The 18,174-nt window shown below is 74.3% G+C and carries 17 protein-coding genes; 12 read left to right on the plus strand and 5 right to left on the minus strand.

Translation table 11 applies throughout. The features are described 5' to 3' along the window. Positions 1 to 56 precede the first annotated feature (56 nt). The 7 genes from ACZ4UX_RS03205 (at position 57) to htpX (ending at position 7,940) form a co-directional block, all read left to right on the plus strand. Positions 57 to 608, plus strand: coding sequence for a NuoI/complex I 23 kDa subunit family protein (locus ACZ4UX_RS03205; RefSeq protein ID WP_465705223.1), 552 nt, complete (start codon positions 57 to 59; stop codon positions 606 to 608). Beyond that, complete coding sequence (locus ACZ4UX_RS03210) at positions 605 to 1,303, plus strand: NADH-quinone oxidoreductase subunit J family protein (protein ID WP_465705224.1); 699 nt, start codon at positions 605 to 607, stop codon at positions 1,301 to 1,303. Before ACZ4UX_RS03205 ends, ACZ4UX_RS03210 begins: the two co-directional genes overlap by 4 nt. After that, a complete protein-coding gene (gene nuoK / locus ACZ4UX_RS03215; RefSeq protein ID WP_352286278.1) occupies positions 1,303 to 1,671 on the plus strand; it encodes an NADH-quinone oxidoreductase subunit NuoK in 369 nt (122 codons plus the stop codon). Before ACZ4UX_RS03210 ends, nuoK begins: the two co-directional genes overlap by 1 nt. Further along, positions 1,668 to 3,710, plus strand: a complete 2,043-nt coding sequence (locus ACZ4UX_RS03220; RefSeq protein WP_465705226.1) for an NADH-quinone oxidoreductase subunit 5 family protein — start codon at positions 1,668 to 1,670, stop codon at positions 3,708 to 3,710. Before nuoK ends, ACZ4UX_RS03220 begins: the two co-directional genes overlap by 4 nt. Before the next feature lie 66 nt (positions 3,711 to 3,776). Next, positions 3,777 to 5,333: a complex I subunit 4 family protein gene (locus ACZ4UX_RS03225; protein WP_465705228.1), complete on the plus strand. Its 1,557-nt coding sequence runs from the start codon at positions 3,777 to 3,779 to the stop codon at positions 5,331 to 5,333. 1 nt (position 5,334) lies between these two features. Then, complete coding sequence (locus tag ACZ4UX_RS03230) at positions 5,335 to 6,936, plus strand: NADH-quinone oxidoreductase subunit N (protein WP_465705230.1); 1,602 nt, start codon at positions 5,335 to 5,337, stop codon at positions 6,934 to 6,936. Between the two features lie 140 nt (positions 6,937 to 7,076). Then, positions 7,077 to 7,940 (plus strand): zinc metalloprotease HtpX, encoded by an 864-nt coding sequence (htpX, locus tag ACZ4UX_RS03235; protein WP_329488213.1) that lies wholly within the window; start codon positions 7,077 to 7,079, stop codon positions 7,938 to 7,940. A gap of 61 nt (positions 7,941 to 8,001) precedes the next feature. On the opposite strand, the gene ACZ4UX_RS03240 is transcribed toward htpX, so the two are convergent. Then, a complete protein-coding gene (locus ACZ4UX_RS03240; protein WP_465705232.1) occupies positions 8,002 to 9,471 on the minus strand; it encodes an aminotransferase-like domain-containing protein in 1,470 nt (489 codons plus the stop codon). On the opposite strand from ACZ4UX_RS03240, the gene ACZ4UX_RS03245 reads away from it, so the two are divergent. Beyond that, complete coding sequence (locus tag ACZ4UX_RS03245; protein WP_465705234.1) at positions 9,470 to 10,405, plus strand: DMT family transporter; 936 nt, start codon at positions 9,470 to 9,472, stop codon at positions 10,403 to 10,405. The genes ACZ4UX_RS03240 and ACZ4UX_RS03245 overlap by 2 nt on opposite strands. Positions 10,406 to 10,464: 59 nt before the next feature. Here ACZ4UX_RS03245 and ACZ4UX_RS03250 read toward each other — a convergent pair whose 3' ends face one another. After that, complete coding sequence (locus tag ACZ4UX_RS03250) at positions 10,465 to 10,935, minus strand: DUF7144 family membrane protein (protein WP_465705236.1); 471 nt, start codon at positions 10,933 to 10,935, stop codon at positions 10,465 to 10,467. Positions 10,936 to 11,263: 328 nt separating this feature from the next. On the opposite strand from ACZ4UX_RS03250, the gene ctaD reads away from it, so the two are divergent. From ctaD to ACZ4UX_RS03270, 4 genes are all read left to right on the plus strand, one after another. Next, the gene (gene ctaD / locus ACZ4UX_RS03255; protein WP_329492142.1) at positions 11,264 to 12,922 is read left to right on the plus strand and encodes an aa3-type cytochrome oxidase subunit I; all 1,659 of its coding nucleotides are present in this window, start codon (positions 11,264 to 11,266) and stop codon (positions 12,920 to 12,922) included. Between the two features lie 89 nt (positions 12,923 to 13,011). Beyond that, a complete protein-coding gene (locus tag ACZ4UX_RS03260; protein WP_329488209.1) occupies positions 13,012 to 13,437 on the plus strand; it encodes a BlaI/MecI/CopY family transcriptional regulator in 426 nt (141 codons plus the stop codon). A 3-nt stretch (positions 13,438 to 13,440) separates the two neighbouring features. Then, positions 13,441 to 14,454 carry a M56 family metallopeptidase gene (locus tag ACZ4UX_RS03265; RefSeq protein WP_465705238.1) on the plus strand — a complete coding sequence of 338 codons (1,014 nt, stop codon included), beginning with the start codon at positions 13,441 to 13,443 and terminating at the stop codon, positions 14,452 to 14,454. A 157-nt stretch (positions 14,455 to 14,611) separates the two neighbouring features. After that, positions 14,612 to 15,013 (plus strand): YccF domain-containing protein, encoded by a 402-nt coding sequence (locus ACZ4UX_RS03270; protein ID WP_329488206.1) that lies wholly within the window; start codon positions 14,612 to 14,614, stop codon positions 15,011 to 15,013. Between the two features lie 48 nt (positions 15,014 to 15,061). Here the strand turns inward: ACZ4UX_RS03270 and mug are convergent, their stop codons facing one another. From mug to ACZ4UX_RS03285, 3 genes are all read right to left on the minus strand, one after another. Continuing rightward, positions 15,062 to 15,616 (minus strand): G/U mismatch-specific DNA glycosylase, encoded by a 555-nt coding sequence (gene mug, locus ACZ4UX_RS03275; protein ID WP_465705240.1) that lies wholly within the window; start codon positions 15,614 to 15,616, stop codon positions 15,062 to 15,064. Positions 15,617 to 15,690: 74 nt separating this feature from the next. Continuing rightward, complete coding sequence (locus ACZ4UX_RS03280) at positions 15,691 to 16,695, minus strand: phosphatase PAP2 family protein (RefSeq protein ID WP_465705242.1); 1,005 nt, start codon at positions 16,693 to 16,695, stop codon at positions 15,691 to 15,693. 172 nt (positions 16,696 to 16,867) lie between these two features. Then, positions 16,868 to 17,986, minus strand: coding sequence for an aminopeptidase P family protein (locus ACZ4UX_RS03285; RefSeq protein WP_465705244.1), 1,119 nt, complete (start codon positions 17,984 to 17,986; stop codon positions 16,868 to 16,870). Positions 17,987 to 18,174: the final 188 nt, after the last annotated feature.

Below are 18,174 nucleotides of genomic sequence, written 5' to 3' on the forward strand. Positions count from 1 at the left end.
GTGGCCGACAGGCACGCAGGGGCCGACGCCCCGGCCCGGCGGAGCGGGGTGGGCGCATGAGCTTCCCCGGTTCCGGACTGGCCAAGGGCCTGGCCGTCACCCTGCGGACGATGACGAAGAAGACCGTCACCGCGCAGTACCCCGACGTGCAGCCCGCGCTGCCGCCGCGCTCGCGCGGCGTGATCGCGCTGCTGGAGGAGAACTGCACGGTCTGCATGCTGTGCGCCCGCGAGTGCCCGGACTGGTGCATCTACATCGACTCCCACAAGGAGACGCTGCCGGCCGCCGACCCGAACGCCCGCGCCCGGACCCGCAACGTGCTGGACCGCTTCGCGATCGACTTCTCGCTCTGCATGTACTGCGGGATCTGCATCGAGGTGTGCCCGTTCGACGCGCTGTTCTGGTCCCCGGAGTTCGAGTACGCGGAGACCGACATCCTGGAGCTGACCCACGAGCGGGACAAGCTCCGCGAGTGGATGTGGACGGTGCCGGCGCCGCCGGCGCTGGACCCGGCGGCCGAGGAGCCCAAGGAGATCGCCACCGCGCGCAAGGCCGCGGACAAGCTGGCCGCCGCCTCGGCGGCGCCGGAGGAGGGTGACCCGCGATGAGTGCCGCCCTGCTGACCGCGGCCGGGTCGCTGGACCCGGCCGCCCGCTCGTTCCTCTCCCCGACCGGGGTCGAGATCGTCTTCCTGCTGGTCGGCGTCGCCGTGCTGGGCTCGGCCGTGACGGCCGTGACCACCAGGCAGCTGGTGCACGCCGCGCTCTGGCTGGTGGTCGCGCTCGGCGGCCTGGCGGTGGAGTTCCTGCTACTCACCGCCGAGTTCATCGCCTGGGTGCAGGTGCTGATCTACCTCGGCTCGGTGGTCGTCCTGGTGCTGTTCGGGCTGATGCTCACCCGGGCGCCGATCGGGCGCTCGCCGGACGCCGACTCGGGCAACCGCTGGGTCGCCCTGGTGGTGGCGCTGGCCTCGGCCGGGACGCTGGTGACGCTGCTCGTCGACGCCTTCCGGACGTCGTGGATCGACCTCGGCGGGGGCGGCGGTTCGGCGCAGGCGACGGGTACCAGCCTGTTCCGGACCTGGGTGCTGCCCTTCGAGGCGCTCTCGGTGCTGCTGCTGGCCGCGCTGGTCGGCGCGATCGTGCTGTCGCGCGGGGCCGGCCGGCGGGTGCCGCCGCCCCGGGCCGCCAAGCTGCGCGCGGGCCGGCCGGTGGGCTCCAACGGGACGGTCGCCGCCACCGCGCCGAAGGCCCCGGCCGAGCCCGCGGCTCCCGCTTCGACGACCTCGGCGGAGGAGAGCTGATGCATCTCGCCTACCCCGTCGTGCTCGCCGCGCTGCTGTTCAGCGTCGGCGTGTACGGCGTGCTCGCCCGGCGCAACGTCGTCCTGGTGCTGATGTCCGTGGAGCTGATGCTCAACGCCGTCAACCTCAACCTCGTCGCCTTCGACGCCTGGCTGCGGGACTCCCTGCACGCCGGCCAGGCGCTCACCCTGTTCACCATCACCATCGCCGCCGCCGAGATCGGCCTCGGGCTCGCCATCGTCCTGCTGCTCTTCCGGGCCCGGGGCACCGCGGACATCGACCGGGCCACCGCGCTCGGTGACCCCGCCGAGTCCGCCGAGGAGGCGCCGGCCGGCGCCGGGGCACTGAAGGGCCAGGCCGCCGCATGAACCTCGCCCTGCCCGTCCTCGTCCCCGTCCTGCCCGCGCTCGGATCGGCCGCCACCCTGGCCGTCGGCAGGCGCGCGCCCGGTCTGGCCCGGCCGCTGGCGATCGTGCCGGTCGCCGTCTCGGCCGTGCTCGCCCTGGTGGTCGCCCTCCAGCTGGGCACCGGCCAGGTGCTGGAGGCCGGCACCCGGCTCACCCCGACCGGCGGGCCGGACCTCACGCTCGGCCTCTACCTGGACGGCTACAGCTCGCTGATCTCCGTGCTGGTCGGCCTGGTCGCCACCTGCGTGCAGGTGTACTCGACCGCCTACCTCAAGGACGACCCGCGCTACCCGTCGTACGCGGCGCTGGTCTCGCTGTTCACGGCGGCGATGTTCCTGGTCGTCTACTCGGGCGACCTGATCGTGCTGCTGGTCGGCTGGGAGGTCATGGGCATCTGCTCGTACTTCCTGATCGGCCACCACTGGGAGACCGCGGACGCCCGGTCGGCCTCGCTGAAGGCCTTCCTGGTCACCAAGCTCGGCGACGTGCCGTTCCTGTTCGGCATCTTCCTGCTCGGCGCCGACGCCGGCAGCTTCCGGATCTCTGACGTCCTGGCGGCCGCCGCCGAGGGGCGGCTCGGCCACCCGACGCTGACCGCGCTGCTGCTGCTCGCCGGCGTGGCCGGCAAGAGCGCGCAGTTCCCGCTGCACACCTGGCTCCCGGACGCGATGGCCGGTCCGACGCCGGTCTCCGCGCTGATCCACGCCGCCACCATGGTCGCGGCCGGCATCTACCTGGTCGCCCGGCTGCTGCCGGTCTTCCTGCTCTCCGGCGCGGCGCTGGTGGTGCTCGCGGTGATGGCCGCCGTGACGATGATCGGCTCGGCGCTCTGCGCGCTCGCCCAGGACGACCTGAAGCGGGTGCTCGCCTACTCGACCGTCGGGCAGCTCGGCTACATGGCCGGCGCCCTGGCCGCCGGCGACCGCGAGGCCTCCGTCTTCCACCTGGTCAGCCACGGGGCGTTCAAGGCCCTGCTGTTCCTCGCGGCCGGTGTGGTGATCCACGCCGCGCACACCAACTCGATCTCCGCGATGTCCCGGATGCCGGGGCTGCGCAAGCGGGTGCCGGACGCCTACTGGACGATGGGCATCGCGCTCGTCGCCCTGATCGGGCTGCCGCCGTTCTCCGGCTTCTTCAGCAAGGAGGCGGTGCTGACCGCCGCCGAGCACGCGGCCAACGGCGAGGCGCTGACCAACGGCCTCGGCCCGGCGTCCGCGGTACCGCAGGCGGCCGGCTGGATCGTGCTGATCTCGGCCGCGCTCACCGCCCTGCTGACCGCGGCGTACGCGGCGCGGCTGTTCCTGGTGGCGTTCCACAGCCCGGCCGCCGCCGGCGCCGCCGCGCCTGCCGCCCCCGTCTCGCCGGCGGACCACGAGGCCGACGCGCCCTACTCGCCCGAGGTGGACGAGGCCGACCCGGCCACCGCCGAGCCGCCCGCGATGCGCTGGCCGCTCTGGGTGCTGGCCGTCCCGACCATGGCCTTCGGCGTGACGAGCCTGCGCTCGGACTGGCTGCCCGCGCTGCTGGACGGCGGCTCGCTGCGGCCCTCGGCCGTCACCGCCGTGACCGGCACCGGCCTCGCCGTGGTCGGCGCGCTGCTGGCGTACGGGGCCTGGCGCTCCGCCACCGCCCGGCTCGGCGCCGGCCTGCCGCCCGCCGCACCGCTGGGCCGGGTGCCCGAGCAGGCCGGCGCCCCGGCCGCCGAGGTGATCGTCGCCGACCCCGGCCGCACCCTGCTCGGCCCGCTGTTCGGCCCGGCCCGGCACGGCTTCGGCGTCGACCGGCTCTACAGCGCGCTGTTCGTCCGGCCGGTGACCGCCGCGGCCCGGCTGGTCCGCTTCCTCGACCGCGAGGTCGTCGAGACGTACGTGCGCGGCAGCGGGACGGCGGCCGGCCTGCTCGGCCGGGCCGTCCGGCTCGCCCAGACCGGGAACGCGCAGACCTACCTCAGCGCGCTGCTCGCCGGCGTCGTCCTGCTGGCCGTCCTGGTGGCGGTGTAGCCGGATGGACCAGAACAGGCAGCCCCGCCGCCCAGCCCCGCCGACCGCAGCCCGTAGGAGCCCCCGATGAACGCAGTCCTCATCGCCCTCCTGGTGCTGCCGCTGGCCGGGGCCGCGCTGACCCTGGTACCGGCGTTCGGCGCCGACCCGGCCGCCGCCGACCGGCGCGCGCTGCGGCTGAACACCGTGGTCACCGGCGCCGTCCTGGTGCTCGGCATCGTCCTCGCGGCGGGCTTCGACCACGACGGGCCCGGCCGGATGCAGGCGACCACCGACGTGTCCTGGATCCCGGCCATCGGCGTGCGCCTCCACCTCGGCGTGGACGGCGTCTCGCTCCCGCTGATCGTGCTGACCGCGCTGCTCACCTTCCTCTGCGCGCTGTACTCGGAGAAGCGGCTGCCGACCGGGGAGGGCGTCCCCTCGGCCCGGGCCTTCACCGGGCTGTTCCTCCTGCTCGAAGTCGGCATGCTCGCCACCTTCGCGGTGCTGGACCTGCTGCTCTTCTTCCTGGCCTTCGAGATCGTGCTGATCCCGATGTACTTCCTGATCGCCCGCTGGGGCACCGGGGCGAAGGTGCCGGCCGCCAACCGGTTCATCCTGTACACGCTGCTCGGCTCGGCGGTGATGCTGCTCGGCTTCCTGCTGGTCGGCAGCAAGGCGGGCACCTTCGACATGCAGGCGCTGGCCGCCGCGCACGGCGGCGGCCTGAGCCACACCACCCAGGTGGTCGCCGCCCTGGCGATCATGGTCGGGCTGGTGGTCAAGGCCCCCGCCTGGCCGCTGCACAGCTGGCTCCCGGACGCGCACACGGCGGCCCCCACGGTCGGCTCGGTGCTGCTCGCCGGCGTGCTGCTGAAGATGGGGACGTACGGCCTGGTCCGGGTCCTCCTCCCGGTCGTCCCGGACGGTACCGCGACGCTCGCCCCCTACCTGGGCGCGTTCGCCGCCGTCGGCATCGTCTACGGCTCGCTGGCCTGCCTCGCGCTGGTCCGGCCCGGGGCCAAGGGCGACCTCAAGCGCCTGATCGCCTACTCCTCCGTCGGCCACATGGGCTTCGTGCTGCTGGGCATCGCCTCCCTCACCCCGGTGGGCGTCAACGGCGCGCTGTTCGCCAACATCGCCCACGGGCTGATCACCGGCCTGCTGTTCTTCGTGGTCGGGGCCCTGAAGGACCGCTACGGCACGGCGGACCTCGACACCCTGGCCGGCTCCACCGGGGCCGCCCTCTACGGACGGGCCCCGCGGATCGGCGCCCTGCTGGCCTTCGCCGCCGTCGCCAGCCTCGGCCTGCCGGGGCTGGCCGGCTTCTGGGGCGAGCTGCTCGCGATGTTCGGCGCGTTCGACCCGGCCGAGGGCCTCTCGCGCCCCGCGTTCGTCACCTACATGGTGCTGGCCGGCCTGGGCACCCTCCTCACCGCCGGGTACCTGCTGATGGTGGTCAAGCGCGTCTGCATGGGCGACCCGAAGCAGCCGGCCCCGGTGGCCGAGCTCGCCGACCTGCGCCCGTACGAGGCCGTCAGCTGGACCCCGCTGGCCGCCCTCACCCTGCTCGCCGGCCTCTGGCCCGCGCTCCTGCTCGGTCTCTCCGACCCGGCCGTCAAGCACCTCCTCGGGGGTGGCTGACATGCTCGGACCCCAGCTCGCCGCACTCGGACCTCACTCCACGGGGCAGCCCACTGTGACCTCCCTCGCCGTAGCCGACCCGGGCAGCCTGATCCAGTCCGTGGACTGGGTGGCGATCGCGCCCCCGCTGATCGCCGCGCTGGCCGCCCTCGCGGTGCTGGTCACCGACCTCTTCCTGCCCGCGCGCCACCGCAAGCTGCTCGGCGCCCTGGCCGTGGGCGGCCTCGCCCTCGCGCTGCTCGCCCTGCTCCCGCTCACCGGCGGCTCGCCCCGGAGCACCTTCTGCGTGCGGGACGCCGGCTGCTCCTACGTCGCGGACCACTTCGCGCTGGTCTTCCAGCTGCTCGCGCTGGGCGGCGCGCTGATCGCCGCGCTGCTCTCGACGCACACCGTGAACGGCCCGGCGCCGGACGACGGCTCCGCCGCGGGGCTGCCCGGCGGCGAGTACTGGTTCCTGCTGCTCTCCAGCGCCACCGGCGCCGCCCTGCTGCCCGCCTCCCGGGACCTCGCCACCCTGGTGGTCGCCCTGGAGGTGGCCTCGCTGCCGGCCTTCGCCCTGGTCGCGCTGCGCCGGGACGGCCGGGGCGCGGAGGCCGCGCTGAAGTTCTTCCTCTCCTCCGTCACCGCGACCGCGGTGATGCTGCTCGGCATCGGCTTCGTCTACGCCGCGAGCGGCAGCCTGCACCTGGGCGCCGTCGCCGAGGGCCTGGCCCACGCCCCTGCCCAGCTCAAGCCGCTGGCCGAGGCCGGCGCGGTGCTCACCCTGGTCGGCTTCGCCTTCAAGGTCGCCGCCGTCCCGTTCCACTTCTGGGTGCCCGACACCTACGTCGGCGCCCCGCTGCCGGTGGCCGGCTACCTCTCGGTGGTCGGAAAGGCGGCCGGCCTCTCCGGCCTGGCGCTGGTCACCACGATCGCCTTCCGGCCGTACGCGCACACCTGGGGCCTGGTGCTCGCGGTGCTGGCCGCCGTCACCATGACGGTCGGCAACGTGGGCGCGCTGCGCCAGCGGTTCGACACCCGGTACAGCGCGGTGCGGCTGCTCGCCTGGTCCTCGGTGGGCCAGGCCGGGTACCTGCTGGTGCCGCTCGCCGCCGCCGGCTACGCACGGACCGGGGCGGACAGCCTGGGCGCCACCGCCGCGTACGCGCTGATCTACGGCGTGGTGAACCTCGGCGCCTTCGCGGTGGTCGCCGCCGTCGGCCGCCGGGCCGGGACGAGCGTGGACGAGTTCCGCGGCCTGTTCGCCCGGCGCCGCTGGACGGCCCTGGCGCTGGCCTTCTTCCTGCTCTGCCTGGCCGGGCTCCCGCCCGGGGTGATCGGCCTGTTCGGCAAGGTGGTGGTGTTCCGCGCCGCCGTCGACGCCGGGCTGGGCTGGCTGGCCGTGGTGATGGCCGTCAATGTGGTCATCGCGCTGTACTACTACCTGCTCTGGACGGCGCGGCTCTTCGCCCCGGCGCCGTCGCAGGACGCGGTCACGGCGGTCGCCGAGCGCCGGCTGCCGGCCTCGCTGACGGCCACCCTGGGGCTCACCGCCTCGGTGGCCGTGGTGCTCTCGGTGGCCCCGCAGCTGGTCCTCCAGGTGGTCGGCGGCACGCTGTTCTGAGGCCGCCGGCCGGGGCGGGCGCCTGGGCGGTCCGGGTGTAGCGGTGGTCACAAGGGAACAAGGCCGCCGGGCTCGCCCGTTGAGCGGGCAGAGGGACGAGGCAGCGAGGGCTTCCCCACCGCACCATTGGAGGGCCTGCCGTGCACCGCCGGCACAACGGACTGAGGACCGCCGCACTGCTCGGCGGCCTCTCGGCGCTGATCCTGGTGATCGGCAGCTTCTTCGGCCGCACCGGCTTCGTGATCGCCCTGCTGGTCGCGCTCGGGACCAACGCCTACGCGTACTGGAACAGCGACAAGCTCGCCCTGCGCGCCATGCGGGCCCGCCCGGTGAGCGAGATCGAGGCGCCGCGGCTGTACCGGATCGTCCGTGAGCTCTCCACCTCGGCCCGCCAGCCGATGCCGCGGCTGTACATCTCCCCGACCCCGGCCCCGAACGCCTTCGCCACCGGCCGCAACCCGCGCAATGCGGCGGTCTGCTGCACCGACGGCATCCTCCAGCTGCTGGACGAGCGGGAGCTGCGCGGGGTGCTCGGCCACGAGCTCAGCCACGTCTACAACCGGGACATCCTGATCTCCTCGGTCGCCGGGGCGCTCGCCTCGGTGGTGATGTTCCTGGTGAACTTCGCCTGGCTGGTGCCGTTCGGCCGCAGCGACGACGACGACGGCCCCGGGCTCTTCGGGATGCTCGCGATCATGATCCTGGGGCCGCTCGCCGCCTCGCTGATCCAGCTGGCCGTCAGCCGCTCCCGGGAGTACCAGGCCGACGCCGACGGCGCCCGGATCACCGGCGACCCGCTCGCCCTGGCGAGCGCCCTGCGCAAGCTGGACGTCGGCACCCGGCAGCTGCCGCTGCCGCCGGAGCCGCAGCTCCAGACGGCCAGCCACATGATGATCGCCAGCCCGTTCCGCCCGGGCGAGGCCGGGACGAAGCTCTTCTCGACCCACCCGCCGATGGCGGAGCGGATCGCCCGCCTGGAGCGGATGGCGGGCTACCGGGGCTGACGAGGGCCCGCCTGCCCCGCGCCCCCGCCCGCCCGCCGGCTCGCTCGGCGGCCGGCCGCGGTCAGCCGGTGAGACCCTCGTAGGCCCGGCGCAGCCGGTGGACGCCCTCGGCGATCCGGGCCGGGCTGTCGACGGCGGCGTAGCTCAGCCGCAGGTGGGGCGCCGGGGGCTCGGCGGCGTAGTAGGGGCTTCCGGGGGCGACCAGCACCCCGGCGTGCAGCGCGGCGGTGGCCAGCGCGGCCTCGTCGGTGCCCTCCGGCAGCCGCAGCCAGAGGTGGTAGCCCCCGGGCCGGTGCGGGCCGAGCAGCCCGGGGAGTTCGCGGCGCAGCGCGGCCACCGTGAGCGTTCGGCGGTCGCGCAGCTCGGCGCCGAGGGTGCGCAGGTGGCGCGCCCAGCCCGGGTCGGCGACCAGTTCCAGCGCTGCCTCCTGGAGCGGCCGGGGCACGAAGAAGCTGTCCACCACCTGGGTCGCCCGCAGCCGCCGCAGGGCCGGGCCGCGGGCGGTCAGCGCGCCGACCCGCAGATTGGGCGAGGTGGCCTTGGTCAGCGAGCGCAGGTGGACCACCACGCCGTCCGGGTCGTCGGCGGCGAGCGGGCGCGGCAGCGCGGGGGAGTCGGAGTGGACCAGCCGGCGGGCGAAGTCGTCCTCGACGACGAACGCGCCGGCCGTCCGGGCGATCCGCAGCACCTCGGCGCGCCGCTCGGGGGAGAGCACCGCGCCGGTCGGGTTCTGGAACAGCGGCTGGCAGACGAAGACCCGGGCCCGGGTGGCGTCGAAGGCCGCCGCCAGCAGGTCGGTGCGCACGCCGTCCTCGTCCACCGGGACGGGGACCGGCCGCACGCCCGCCGCGCGGGCGACCGCGAGCGTCCCGGGGTAGGTCGGCGACTCCACCAGCACGGGTGCGCCCGGGGCTGCCAGCGAGCGGATCGCGACGGTCAGCGCGCTCTGCCCGCCCGCCGTGACCAGGACGTCGCCCGCGCCCAGCGGCCCGCCGTTGCCGCCGATGTCCCGGGCGAACCAGGCGCGCAGTTCGGTCAGCCCGTCGACCGGCGGGCGCTCCCAGGCGCCGGGCCGCCGGCCGGCCCGGGCCAGGGCGGCGGCCAGCAGCCGCTCCGGCTGGAGCGAGGCGTGCGGGTAGCCGCCGTTCAGGTCGACCACGTCGGGCGGCGGGACGTTCAGGGTGGCGAACAGCGCGCCCGCGCCCCGGTCGCGCGGGCCCGCGTCGGCGCTCAGCGCGAGCTCCTGCCAGGAGAGGTCGCCGGGCCGGGCGGTCGGCGCGGCGAGCGGCGAACCTCCGCCGGTGGTGCCGCCGCCCGCGAAGGCGGCGGCCCGGAAGACCCCGGCGCCCGGCCGGGAGACCACCAGGCCCTCGGCCGCCAGCACGGCGATCGCCCGGGAGACCGTCACCGGGCTGACCTGGTGGCGCTCCATCAGGGCCCGGCTCGACGGCAGCTTGCGTCCCTCCGGGTAGCGCTCGACCTCCCGGCGCAGGCTGTCGGCCAGATCGGTCACGCTGCTACGCTCGTTCATGACGGCACAAGATAGCGCTACCCGCCCGATCGCGATAGCACCGCAGGCACCGATCGGCTCCGGCAGCTCCGCCAGCTCGGGCAGCTCCGGTACGGCCCTGGCGGCCCTCGGCGTCCTCTCCTTCTCCTTCAGCTTCCCCGCGACCGCCTGGGCCCTGTCCGGTTTCGGTCCGTGGACGGCGACCGGCCTGCGCGGCGCCGTGGCCGGGCTGCTCGCCGCGCTCTGCCTGGCGGCCGCCCGCGTCCCGCTCCCCGCCCGCCGGCACTGGCCCGGGCTGCTGGTGGTCTCGGCCGGCTGCGTGCTGGGCTTCCCGCTGCTCACCACGCTGGCGCTGCGGGCCTCCTCGACCGCCCACTCGGCTGTGGTCATCGGTGTGCTGCCGCTCGCCACCGCCGCGTTCTCGGCGCTGCGCACCGGCCGGCGCCCGTCCCGGGCCTTCTGGTGCGCGGCGCTGGCCGGTGCGGCGGCGGTGCTGGCCTTCACCCTGCTGCAGAGCCACGGGCGGCCGACCACCGCCGACCTCTACCTGTTCGCCGCGCTGGTGGTCTGCGCGGCCGGGTACGCGGAGGGCGGGCGGATCTCGCGCGAGCTGCCGGGGTGGCAGGTGATCGCCTGGGCGGTGGTCGCGGCGCTGCCGGTCACCGTGGTGACCACGGCGCTGGCGCTGCCGGGCGAGCCGGCGCACCCGGGGGTGAAGGCGCTGGCCGGGCTGGCGTACACGGCGGCGGTGTCGCAGCTCGGCGGGTTCGTGCTCTGGTACCGGGGGATGGCGGCGATCGGGGTGCCGAGGGCCAGTCAGCTCCAGCTCGCCCAGCCGCTGCTGACGCTGGTCTGGGCGGTGCTGCTGCTGGGCGAGGAGCTGCCGGTGGCGGCGCCGGTCACCGCGGTGGTGGTGCTGGTCTGCATCGCGGTCACCCAGCGCGCCCGCAGCTGAGACGGCCCGCGCCCGTACCGGCGGTGCGGTACGGGCGCGGGGCGGGTCGGTGCGGCCGGTCAGTACACGTCGTCCTCCGGCCGGTAGACGCAGAGCGCCCAGATGACGAAGACGTCCAGGGCGATCACCACGATCGACCAGAGCGGGTAGTACGGCAGGGCCAGGAAGTTGTCCAGGGCGCTCAGCGCGGTGAGGAACACACCGGCCCAGCGGGCCCAGGCGGCGCCCTTGAGGACGAAGGCACCGACCACCGCGACCAGGGCGCCGATGACGATGTGCACCCACCCCCACCCGGTGAGGTCGAAGCGGAAGACGTAGCGCGGGGTCGAGACGAAGATGTCGTCGTCGGCGACCGCCATGATGCCCCGCACCGCCTCCATGAAGCCGTTGATGAGCATCAGCACACCCGCGAACATCACCAGGCCGGGGGCCCAGTCACGGAACCGGTCGGCCGATGGCGGCGGGGGCGGCGCCCCGGTGCCGGAGCGCCGGGGCGGGGGCTGGTCGGGGGTGGGCGACGAGGTGCTCATGGACTCCTCCTGGGCCGCGGGCCGGCGTCGTCGGCGGTACCCGGCCGGAGCCGGACCGACGGGCGAACAGGCGCACGGAAAGGGGTACGGACCTCGACCGTCCGCCGCGGCCGGGCGCCGGGCAACCGGACCGCGCCTGTTCGGGTGACCGGCCCCGCGCGCCCCCGGCGGGGCCGGGCGGCGGCTGGTAGTCGTTGTCCGACTGCTGTCCGGGCCCGGGCCGGCGGGCTCGACCGGGGCCCGGCCCCGAGTACGGAAGGTGCGCCGCGTGACTCTCCTGCCGAAGGACGCCGTGGAGCGGGCTCCGCGCCCGTCGCGCACGCCGCGACTGGACCGCCGGCGGGCGGCCGCGCGCCGACGGCGCGGCCGGGCCCTGGTGGGCTGGCTCACCACCACCGACCACAAGCGGATCGGCACCCTCTACATCACCACCGCGTTCCTGTTCTTCCTGGTCGGCGGGCTGATGGCGATGCTGATGCGGATCGAGCTGGCCCGGCCGGGGCTGCAACTGCTCTCCAACGAGGAGTTCAACCAGCTCTTCACCATGCACGGCACGATCATGCTGCTGATGTTCGCGACCCCGCTGTTCGCCGGCTTCGCCAACTGGATCATGCCGTTGCAGATCGGCGCGCCCGACGTGGCCTTCCCCCGGCTGAACGCGCTCGCCTACTGGCTCTACCTGTTCGGCTCGCTGATCGCCCTCTACGGCTTCGTCACCCCGGACGGCGCGGCCGACTTCGGCTGGTTCGCCTACGCGCCGCTGAACAGCGCCGAGCACAGCCCGGGCCTCGGCGCGGACCTGTGGATCATGGGCCTGGCCTTCTCCGGCTTCGGGACCATCCTCGGCTCGGTCAACTTCATCACCACGATCGTCTGCCTCCGGGCCCCCGGGATGACGATGTTCCGGATGCCGATCTTCGTCTGGAACATCCTGCTCACCGCCGTCCTGGTGCTCTTCGCCTTCCCGGTGCTGGCGGCCGCGCTGCTCTGCCTGGAGTCGGACCGCAAGTTCGGCTCGCACGTCTTCGACGCGGCGAACGGCGGGGCGCTGCTCTGGCAGCACCTGTTCTGGTTCTTCGGGCACCCGGAGGTGTACATCATCGCGCTGCCGTTCTTCGGCATCGTCACCGAGATCATCCCGGTCTTCAGCCGCAAGCCGGTCTTCGGCTACTCCGGGCTGATCGCCGCCACCATCGCCATCACCGGCCTGTCGATCACGGTCTGGGCGCACCACATGTTCGTCACCGGCCAGGTGCTGCTGCCGTTCTTCTCGATCATGACGATGCTGATCGCGGTGCCGACCGGGGTGAAGTTCTTCAACTGGATCGGCACCATGTGGAAGGGCTCGCTGAGCTTCGAGGCCCCGATGCTCTGGACGGTCGGCTTCCTGGTCACCTTCCTGTTCGGCGGGCTGACCGGGGTCCTGCTCGCGGCGCCGCCGATCGACTTCCACGTCTCGGACTCGTACTTCGTCGTCGCCCACTTCCACTACGTGGTCTTCGGCACCGTGGTCTTCGCGATGTTCGCCGGCTTCCACTTCTGGTGGCCCAAGTTCACCGGACGGATGCTGGACGAGCGGCTCGGGCGGATCCACTTCTGGACGCTCTTCGTCGGCTTCCACGCCACCTTCCTGGTGCAGCACTGGCTGGGCGCCGAGGGCATGCCCCGCCGCTACGCCGACTACCTGGCCTCGGACGGCTTCACCACGCTGAACACCGTCTCCAGCATCGGCTCCTTCCTGCTCGGCATCTCCACCCTGCCGTTCCTCTACAACGTCTGGCACACCGCGCGGTACGGCCGCAGGGTCACCGAGGACGACCCGTGGGGGTACGGGCGGTCGCTGGAGTGGGCCACCTCCTGCCCGCCGCCGCGGCACAACTTCGTCACCCTGCCCCGGATCCGCTCGGAGTCCCCGGCCTTCGACCTGCACCACCCCGGGATCGCCGAGCTGGACCGGCGGCAGAACGCCCGTGAGCCGCTGGTCTGAGCGGGCCGGTGGGCGGCCGGCGGCCGCTCGTTAGGATGAGAGCGCGTCCCGCCGGCTGCGGGGCGCGGCATCCGGAGGGAGTGGCCGTCATGGCAGAGGAGAGGCACGCCCCGGCGGCCGGGGATCCACGGGCCCGCCGGCGAGGCCAGGGCGAGCTGGAGGCCCAGGTGCTGGCGGTGCTCCAGCGGGCGCCCGGCCCGGCCACCGCGGTCTGGGTGCAGGAGCGGCTGGACGGTGGCCTGGCGTACACCACCGTGATGACCATCCTGTCCCGGCTGCACGCCAAGAAGGCCGTCTCGCGGACCCGTTCGGGCCGCTCCTACCTCTGGCAGGCGTCCTCCGACGCGGCCGGGCTGGCCGCACTGCGGATGCGCCGGATGCTGGACGGCGAGCCGGACCGGGACGCCGTCCTGGCCAGCTTCGTCACCGCCCTGCTGCCGCACGACGAGGAGCTGCTGCGGACGCTGCTGGACAGCGCCGGTGCCGACCCGGCAGTGGCCGACCACGAGAGCTGACCCGTGGGCGTCTTCGTCTTCCTCCCTCTCATCCTGCCGCTGACCGCCGTCCCGATCGCCCGGCTCACCGAACAGCACCTGCATCCGCGCGGGGCGTCCCGGCTGCTGACCGTGATCAGTGCGGTGATGGCGCTGTGCAGCGCCGTCTGCCTCGGCCTGACCGGGGTGGTGGGCACCGCCCAGATCCCGGGCAACCCGCTGCCGGACAGCTGGTCCGACCCGGAGGTGCGGGCGGCGCTGCCGTACCACGAGACGGTCGGCACGGCGGCGATCTGCGTCCTGGCCGTGGTGGCCGGGGCCTGTCTGCGCACGGTGGTGCGACACCTGAGGATCCGGGCCCGGGCCCGCCGGGCGCTCGGCCGCGACCTCGGCGGCACGACCGGGTACGGACTCGCCGGGACCGCCGGGTACGGACTCGGCGACACGCCCGGCGCCGGGCTCCCGGACGACCTCGCGGTGCTGCCGGACGACCGGCCCTACGCCTACGCGCTGCCCGGCTCGCCGGGGCGGGTGGTGGTCTCCACCGGGATGCTGGCCGGGTTGGCGGCCGACGAGCGCGAGGCGCTGCTCGCGCACGAGCGGGCGCACCTGGAGCACCGGCACCACCGCTATCTGCTGATCACCCAACTCGCGGGCTGCGTCAACCCGTTCCTGCGGCCCCTGCAGCAGGCGGTGGCGTACAGCGCGGAGCGGTGGGCGGACGAGGAGTCTGCCCAGGCGGTCGGCGACCGGCGGATCACGGCCCGGGCGGTGGCCCGGGCGGCGCTGGTCTCGCACCGGGCGCCCGCTCCCGGCTTCGCCGCCTTCGCCGCGCCGGGGGCCGTGCCCGGCCCGGTGCCGCGCCGGGTGGCCGCGCTGCTCGGCCCGGTGCCGTCCTCGCGGAACTGGCCGCCGGCCCACACCCGGGCGGGCCTCGCGGCCATGGTGGCGGCGATCGGCACGGCCGCGTCGGCGCTCTGCGCGGTCAACGCGGCGGTGGCGCTGCTGCTGGTGCTGAAGGCCGTCACCCCGCTGTAGGGGCCCGGCACCGGCGGACCGCGCGTGGCGGGCCGGTTCGGCGGTCGGTTCGGTCGTCGGTTCTGCGGCCGGGTCGGCGGGCGGCGGCGTAGACACGGCGGACAGCGGGCATGGCACGTCATAGGGGTCGGCCGTCCGTCGTGAGAGGGTGCCCACCATGAAGGTGATCGAGTTCGTCCTGAACGCCATCTGGCTGATCTTCTGCGGGATCTGGATGGCGCTCGGCTACGTCATCGCCGGCATCATCTGCTGCGTCCTCATCGTCACGATCCCGTTCGGCATCGCCTCGTTCCGGATCGCCGGTTTCGTGATCTGGCCGTTCGGCCGGACGACGGTGGAGCGGCCGGAGGCCGGGGCGGCGTCCTGCGTGGGCAATGTGATCTGGCTGGTGTTCGCGGGCTGGTGGCTGGCGCTGGCGCACATCGCGACGAGCATCCCGCTGTTCGTGTCGATCATCGGGATCCCGTTCGGCTGGGCCAACCTCAAGATGATCCCGATCTCGCTGATGCCGCTGGGGCGCGAGGTGGTACCCACCGACGAGCGGTTCGGCGCGCGCTGAACCGCCCCCGCGGGCCGGTTGCCGGCCCTCCGGCGGTCCCGGCCCCGGTCACTCCACGGCCTCGCGCAGCCGCCGGAACTCCCGCGCCAGCGCGTCCAGCGTGTAGTGCGCGTTGAGCCCGCTCGGGTTGGGCAGCACCCAGACCTCGGTCTCGCCGAGGCCCTCCGGCTGCCGGCCGACCGCCGCCGTCCGCCGGCCGAAGGCCGTCCGGTACGCGCCGATGCCGAGCACGGCCAGCGCCCGCGGGCGCAGCGCCAGGACGCGGGCGGCGAGCGCGGCGCCGCCCTCGCGCAGTTCGTCGGCGGTGAGCTCGTCCGCCTTGGCGGTGGTGCGCGGGGCGACGTTGGTGATGCCGAGGCCGAGGTCGAGCAGCTCGCGCTGCTCGTCCGGGCGGAACTGGCGCGGGGTGAAGCCGGAGCGGTGCAGCGCGGGCCAGAACCGGTTGCCCGGCCGGGCGAAGTGGTGACCGGTGGCGCCCGACCAGAGGCCGGGGTTGATCCCGCAGAACAGCACCCGGAGCCCGGGGCCGACGATGTCCGCGATGGTGCTGTCGCGAGCGGCGAGCAGCTGGTCCTGCGTGGGCTTCCTGGGCGTCTCGGTCACCCGTCCAGTCTGCCGGTGGCGGCCGCCGGCCGGGTACGGGGGTGGTGCGATCCGCACCCGGCCGGGCGGCGCGGCTACCCCGGTACGGCCACCGCCAGCAGCCGGGCCCGGCGCCGTGCGCGCAGCCACCGCACGCCGTAGACCACCGCCGCCGCGTACGCCCAGCCGGCGAAGACGTCGACGATGAAGTGCTCAGCCCCGTAGACCAGGGTGAACGCCATCGCGAGCGGGTACGCGACCAGCAGCACGCGGACCCACCGCGCGGCCGTCGGCCAGAAGAAGAACAGCAGCATCGCCGGGTACGCGGAGTGCAGCGAGGGCATCGCGGCGACGTCGTTGGCGAACCGGCTGCCGTTCTCGAAGACCGACCCGGCCCGGGGCAGCCCGCTCTGCGTCAGCACGTCCGACACCACCCGGGTGAGCGCCGGCATGTGGCCCTCCTGCGCGGTGAGCCACGGCGGGTCGGCCGGGAACAGGATGTACGTCGCGAAACCGGCGAAGGTCAGCGCGAGGTAGCAGGTGAGCAGGTGCCGGAACCGGTCGTGGCGGCGCCGCCAGAGCACGGCCAGCACCACGAAGATCATGAAGAAGTGCGACATGTAGACGAGGACCGCCGCGTAGTCGTACCAGTGCGGCGAACCGGCGGTGTAGAGCCCGTGCTGCAGCCGGACCGTCCAGGTCTCACCGAAGCCGAGCAGCTCGTCCGCGCGCAGCTGCGGCCGCCAGTGCGGGGCCCACGGGGTGTGCGCGCCGTACCCGCGCAGTAGCGAGTACGCCCAGACGACGGCCATCACCGGCACCCAGTCGCGCAGCACCAGCAGGAAGCCGCGCGTCCCGTGGCCGCTGTGCACGGCGGCGGCCAGCAGCGCGCCGATCAGCCAGCAGAAGACCACGTCGTTGGAGTACGGCAGGCCGTACGCGCGCACGTACCAGAGCAGGGCGACGAGGTAGAGCGGCCACGCCAGGAGCCGCAGCCGCGTCAGTGCGCTGGCGCGCGCACCGGGCAGCGGCCGGGTCACCGGACGCAGCCGCCCGGCGCTCGCGGGTGGGGGCGGCGCCGGGCGGAGCAGTTTGGTCATGCCAGCCGAAGCTAGCAAGGCATTCTTTGAGAACTCTTCACGCGAACGGCCTGTCGTCCAGCAAAGACTCAGAAAGACGCCGGACAGCGGAACGGCCCGGCCCGCCCGATCGGCCCCGTGCGGCGCGGTGCGGGCGGACTCCGCCGCAGGTCGCGGGGCCGGTCGGCAGTGGTCAGGAGACGGTGCCCAGCTCGTGGGGCGTGTTGTTGAACCGCCGGCCGCCCTGGTCGGTCACCGTCACGATGTCCTCGATCCGCACCCCGAAGCGGCCGGGCAGGTAGACACCGGGCTCGATCGAGAAGCACATCCCCGGGACGAGCGGCTGCTCCTCGCCCTCGACCAGGTAGGGCGGCTCGTGCGTGGTGATGCCGATGCCGTGCCCGGTGCGGTGGATGAAGTACTCGCCGTACCCGGCCTCGGTGATCACCCGGCGGGCGATCCGGTCGATCTCCTGGCAGGTCACGCCGGGCCGGACCGCCTCGAACGCGGTCTGCTGCGCCTGCCGGACGACGTCGTGCACCGTCCGCACCTCGGCCGGGACGTCCGTGCCGACGTGCACCGTCCGGGTGGTGTCGGAGCCGTAGCCGTCCTTGAGGCCGCCGAAGTCCAGGACGACGGTGTCCCCGGCCTCGATGACCCGGTCACCCGCCTCGTGGTGCGGGTTGGCGCCGTTGGGGCCGGAGCCGACCACGGTGAAGTCGACCTGGCTGTGCCCGTACTGGATGAGCAGGGCGCTGAGGTCGGCGGCCACGTCGGTCTCCCGCCGGCCGGCGAACCGCACCTCCAGGATGCCGCGGTAGGCGGCGTCCGCGGCGCCGCCGGCCGCGGCCAGCCGCTCCAGCTCGTCGGTGTCCTTGACCGCCCGGAGCATCGGCAGCGCCTCGGTGAGCGAGGTCCAGCCGGCGCCCGGCAGGGCGGCCTGGAGGCCGAGCAGGTGCATCGCCCAGGCGTTGTCCGAGACGCCGTAGCGGCCGGCGGGGTCGAGCAGCGGGACGGCGGTGTCGTAGGGGCTCTCGCCGTCCGTCCAGTCGAGCAGCCGCAGGCCGGGGGCGCCGGTGGCCCGTTCGGCGTCGGGCCGCTCCAACTTGGGGACGATCAGGGCTGGTTCGCGGCCGTCGGTGAGGAGCAGCGCGGTCAGCCGTTCGGTGATCGCGGTCGGCTGGTAGCCGCAGAGGTAGACCAGGTCGGGGCCGGGGGCGACGACCAGGCCGCTGAGTCCGGCGGCGGCCGCGTCGGCGGTGGCCCGGACCATCCGGGCGGTGTAGTCCTCGGTGGTGAACGGTCGTGGCATGAGGGTTCCTCTCTGCGTCTGTCCCGTACCGGAAGTGCTGCGTCTGCCCCGTACCGGAATTCCGCTTCTGTCCCGTGGGGTCTTCCCCGCTGTCTTTCCCGCTGTCTTTCCCGCTGTCTTCCTCGCCGTCCTTCCCGTTCTGGAACCGGTCCCGGACCGGTGGCCGTCCGGACCGGGCCGGCCGCCGG

The organism is Kitasatospora sp. NPDC028961 (assembly GCF_055564815.1).

Coding starts and splice junctions, on each gene's coding strand:
- ACZ4UX_RS03270 (WP_329488206.1), top strand. CDS start 14,612: ATGAAGGTGATCGAGTTCGTCCTGAACGCCATCTGGCTGATCTTCTGC.
- ACZ4UX_RS03280 (WP_465705242.1), bottom strand. CDS start 16,695: ATGACCAAACTGCTCCGCCCGGCGCCGCCCCCACCCGCGAGCGCCGGG.
- nuoK (WP_352286278.1), top strand. CDS start 1,303: ATGCATCTCGCCTACCCCGTCGTGCTCGCCGCGCTGCTGTTCAGCGTC.
- ACZ4UX_RS03260 (WP_329488209.1), top strand. CDS start 13,012: ATGGCAGAGGAGAGGCACGCCCCGGCGGCCGGGGATCCACGGGCCCGC.
- ACZ4UX_RS03225 (WP_465705228.1), top strand. CDS start 3,777: ATGAACGCAGTCCTCATCGCCCTCCTGGTGCTGCCGCTGGCCGGGGCC.
- ACZ4UX_RS03205 (WP_465705223.1), top strand. CDS start 57: ATGAGCTTCCCCGGTTCCGGACTGGCCAAGGGCCTGGCCGTCACCCTG.
- ACZ4UX_RS03250 (WP_465705236.1), bottom strand. CDS start 10,935: ATGAGCACCTCGTCGCCCACCCCCGACCAGCCCCCGCCCCGGCGCTCC.
- ACZ4UX_RS03285 (WP_465705244.1), bottom strand. CDS start 17,986: ATGCCACGACCGTTCACCACCGAGGACTACACCGCCCGGATGGTCCGG.
- ACZ4UX_RS03245 (WP_465705234.1), top strand. CDS start 9,470: ATGACGGCACAAGATAGCGCTACCCGCCCGATCGCGATAGCACCGCAG.
- ACZ4UX_RS03240 (WP_465705232.1), bottom strand. CDS start 9,471: ATGAACGAGCGTAGCAGCGTGACCGATCTGGCCGACAGCCTGCGCCGG.
- ACZ4UX_RS03220 (WP_465705226.1), top strand. CDS start 1,668: ATGAACCTCGCCCTGCCCGTCCTCGTCCCCGTCCTGCCCGCGCTCGGA.
- ACZ4UX_RS03210 (WP_465705224.1), top strand. CDS start 605: ATGAGTGCCGCCCTGCTGACCGCGGCCGGGTCGCTGGACCCGGCCGCC.
- ACZ4UX_RS03230 (WP_465705230.1), top strand. CDS start 5,335: ATGCTCGGACCCCAGCTCGCCGCACTCGGACCTCACTCCACGGGGCAG.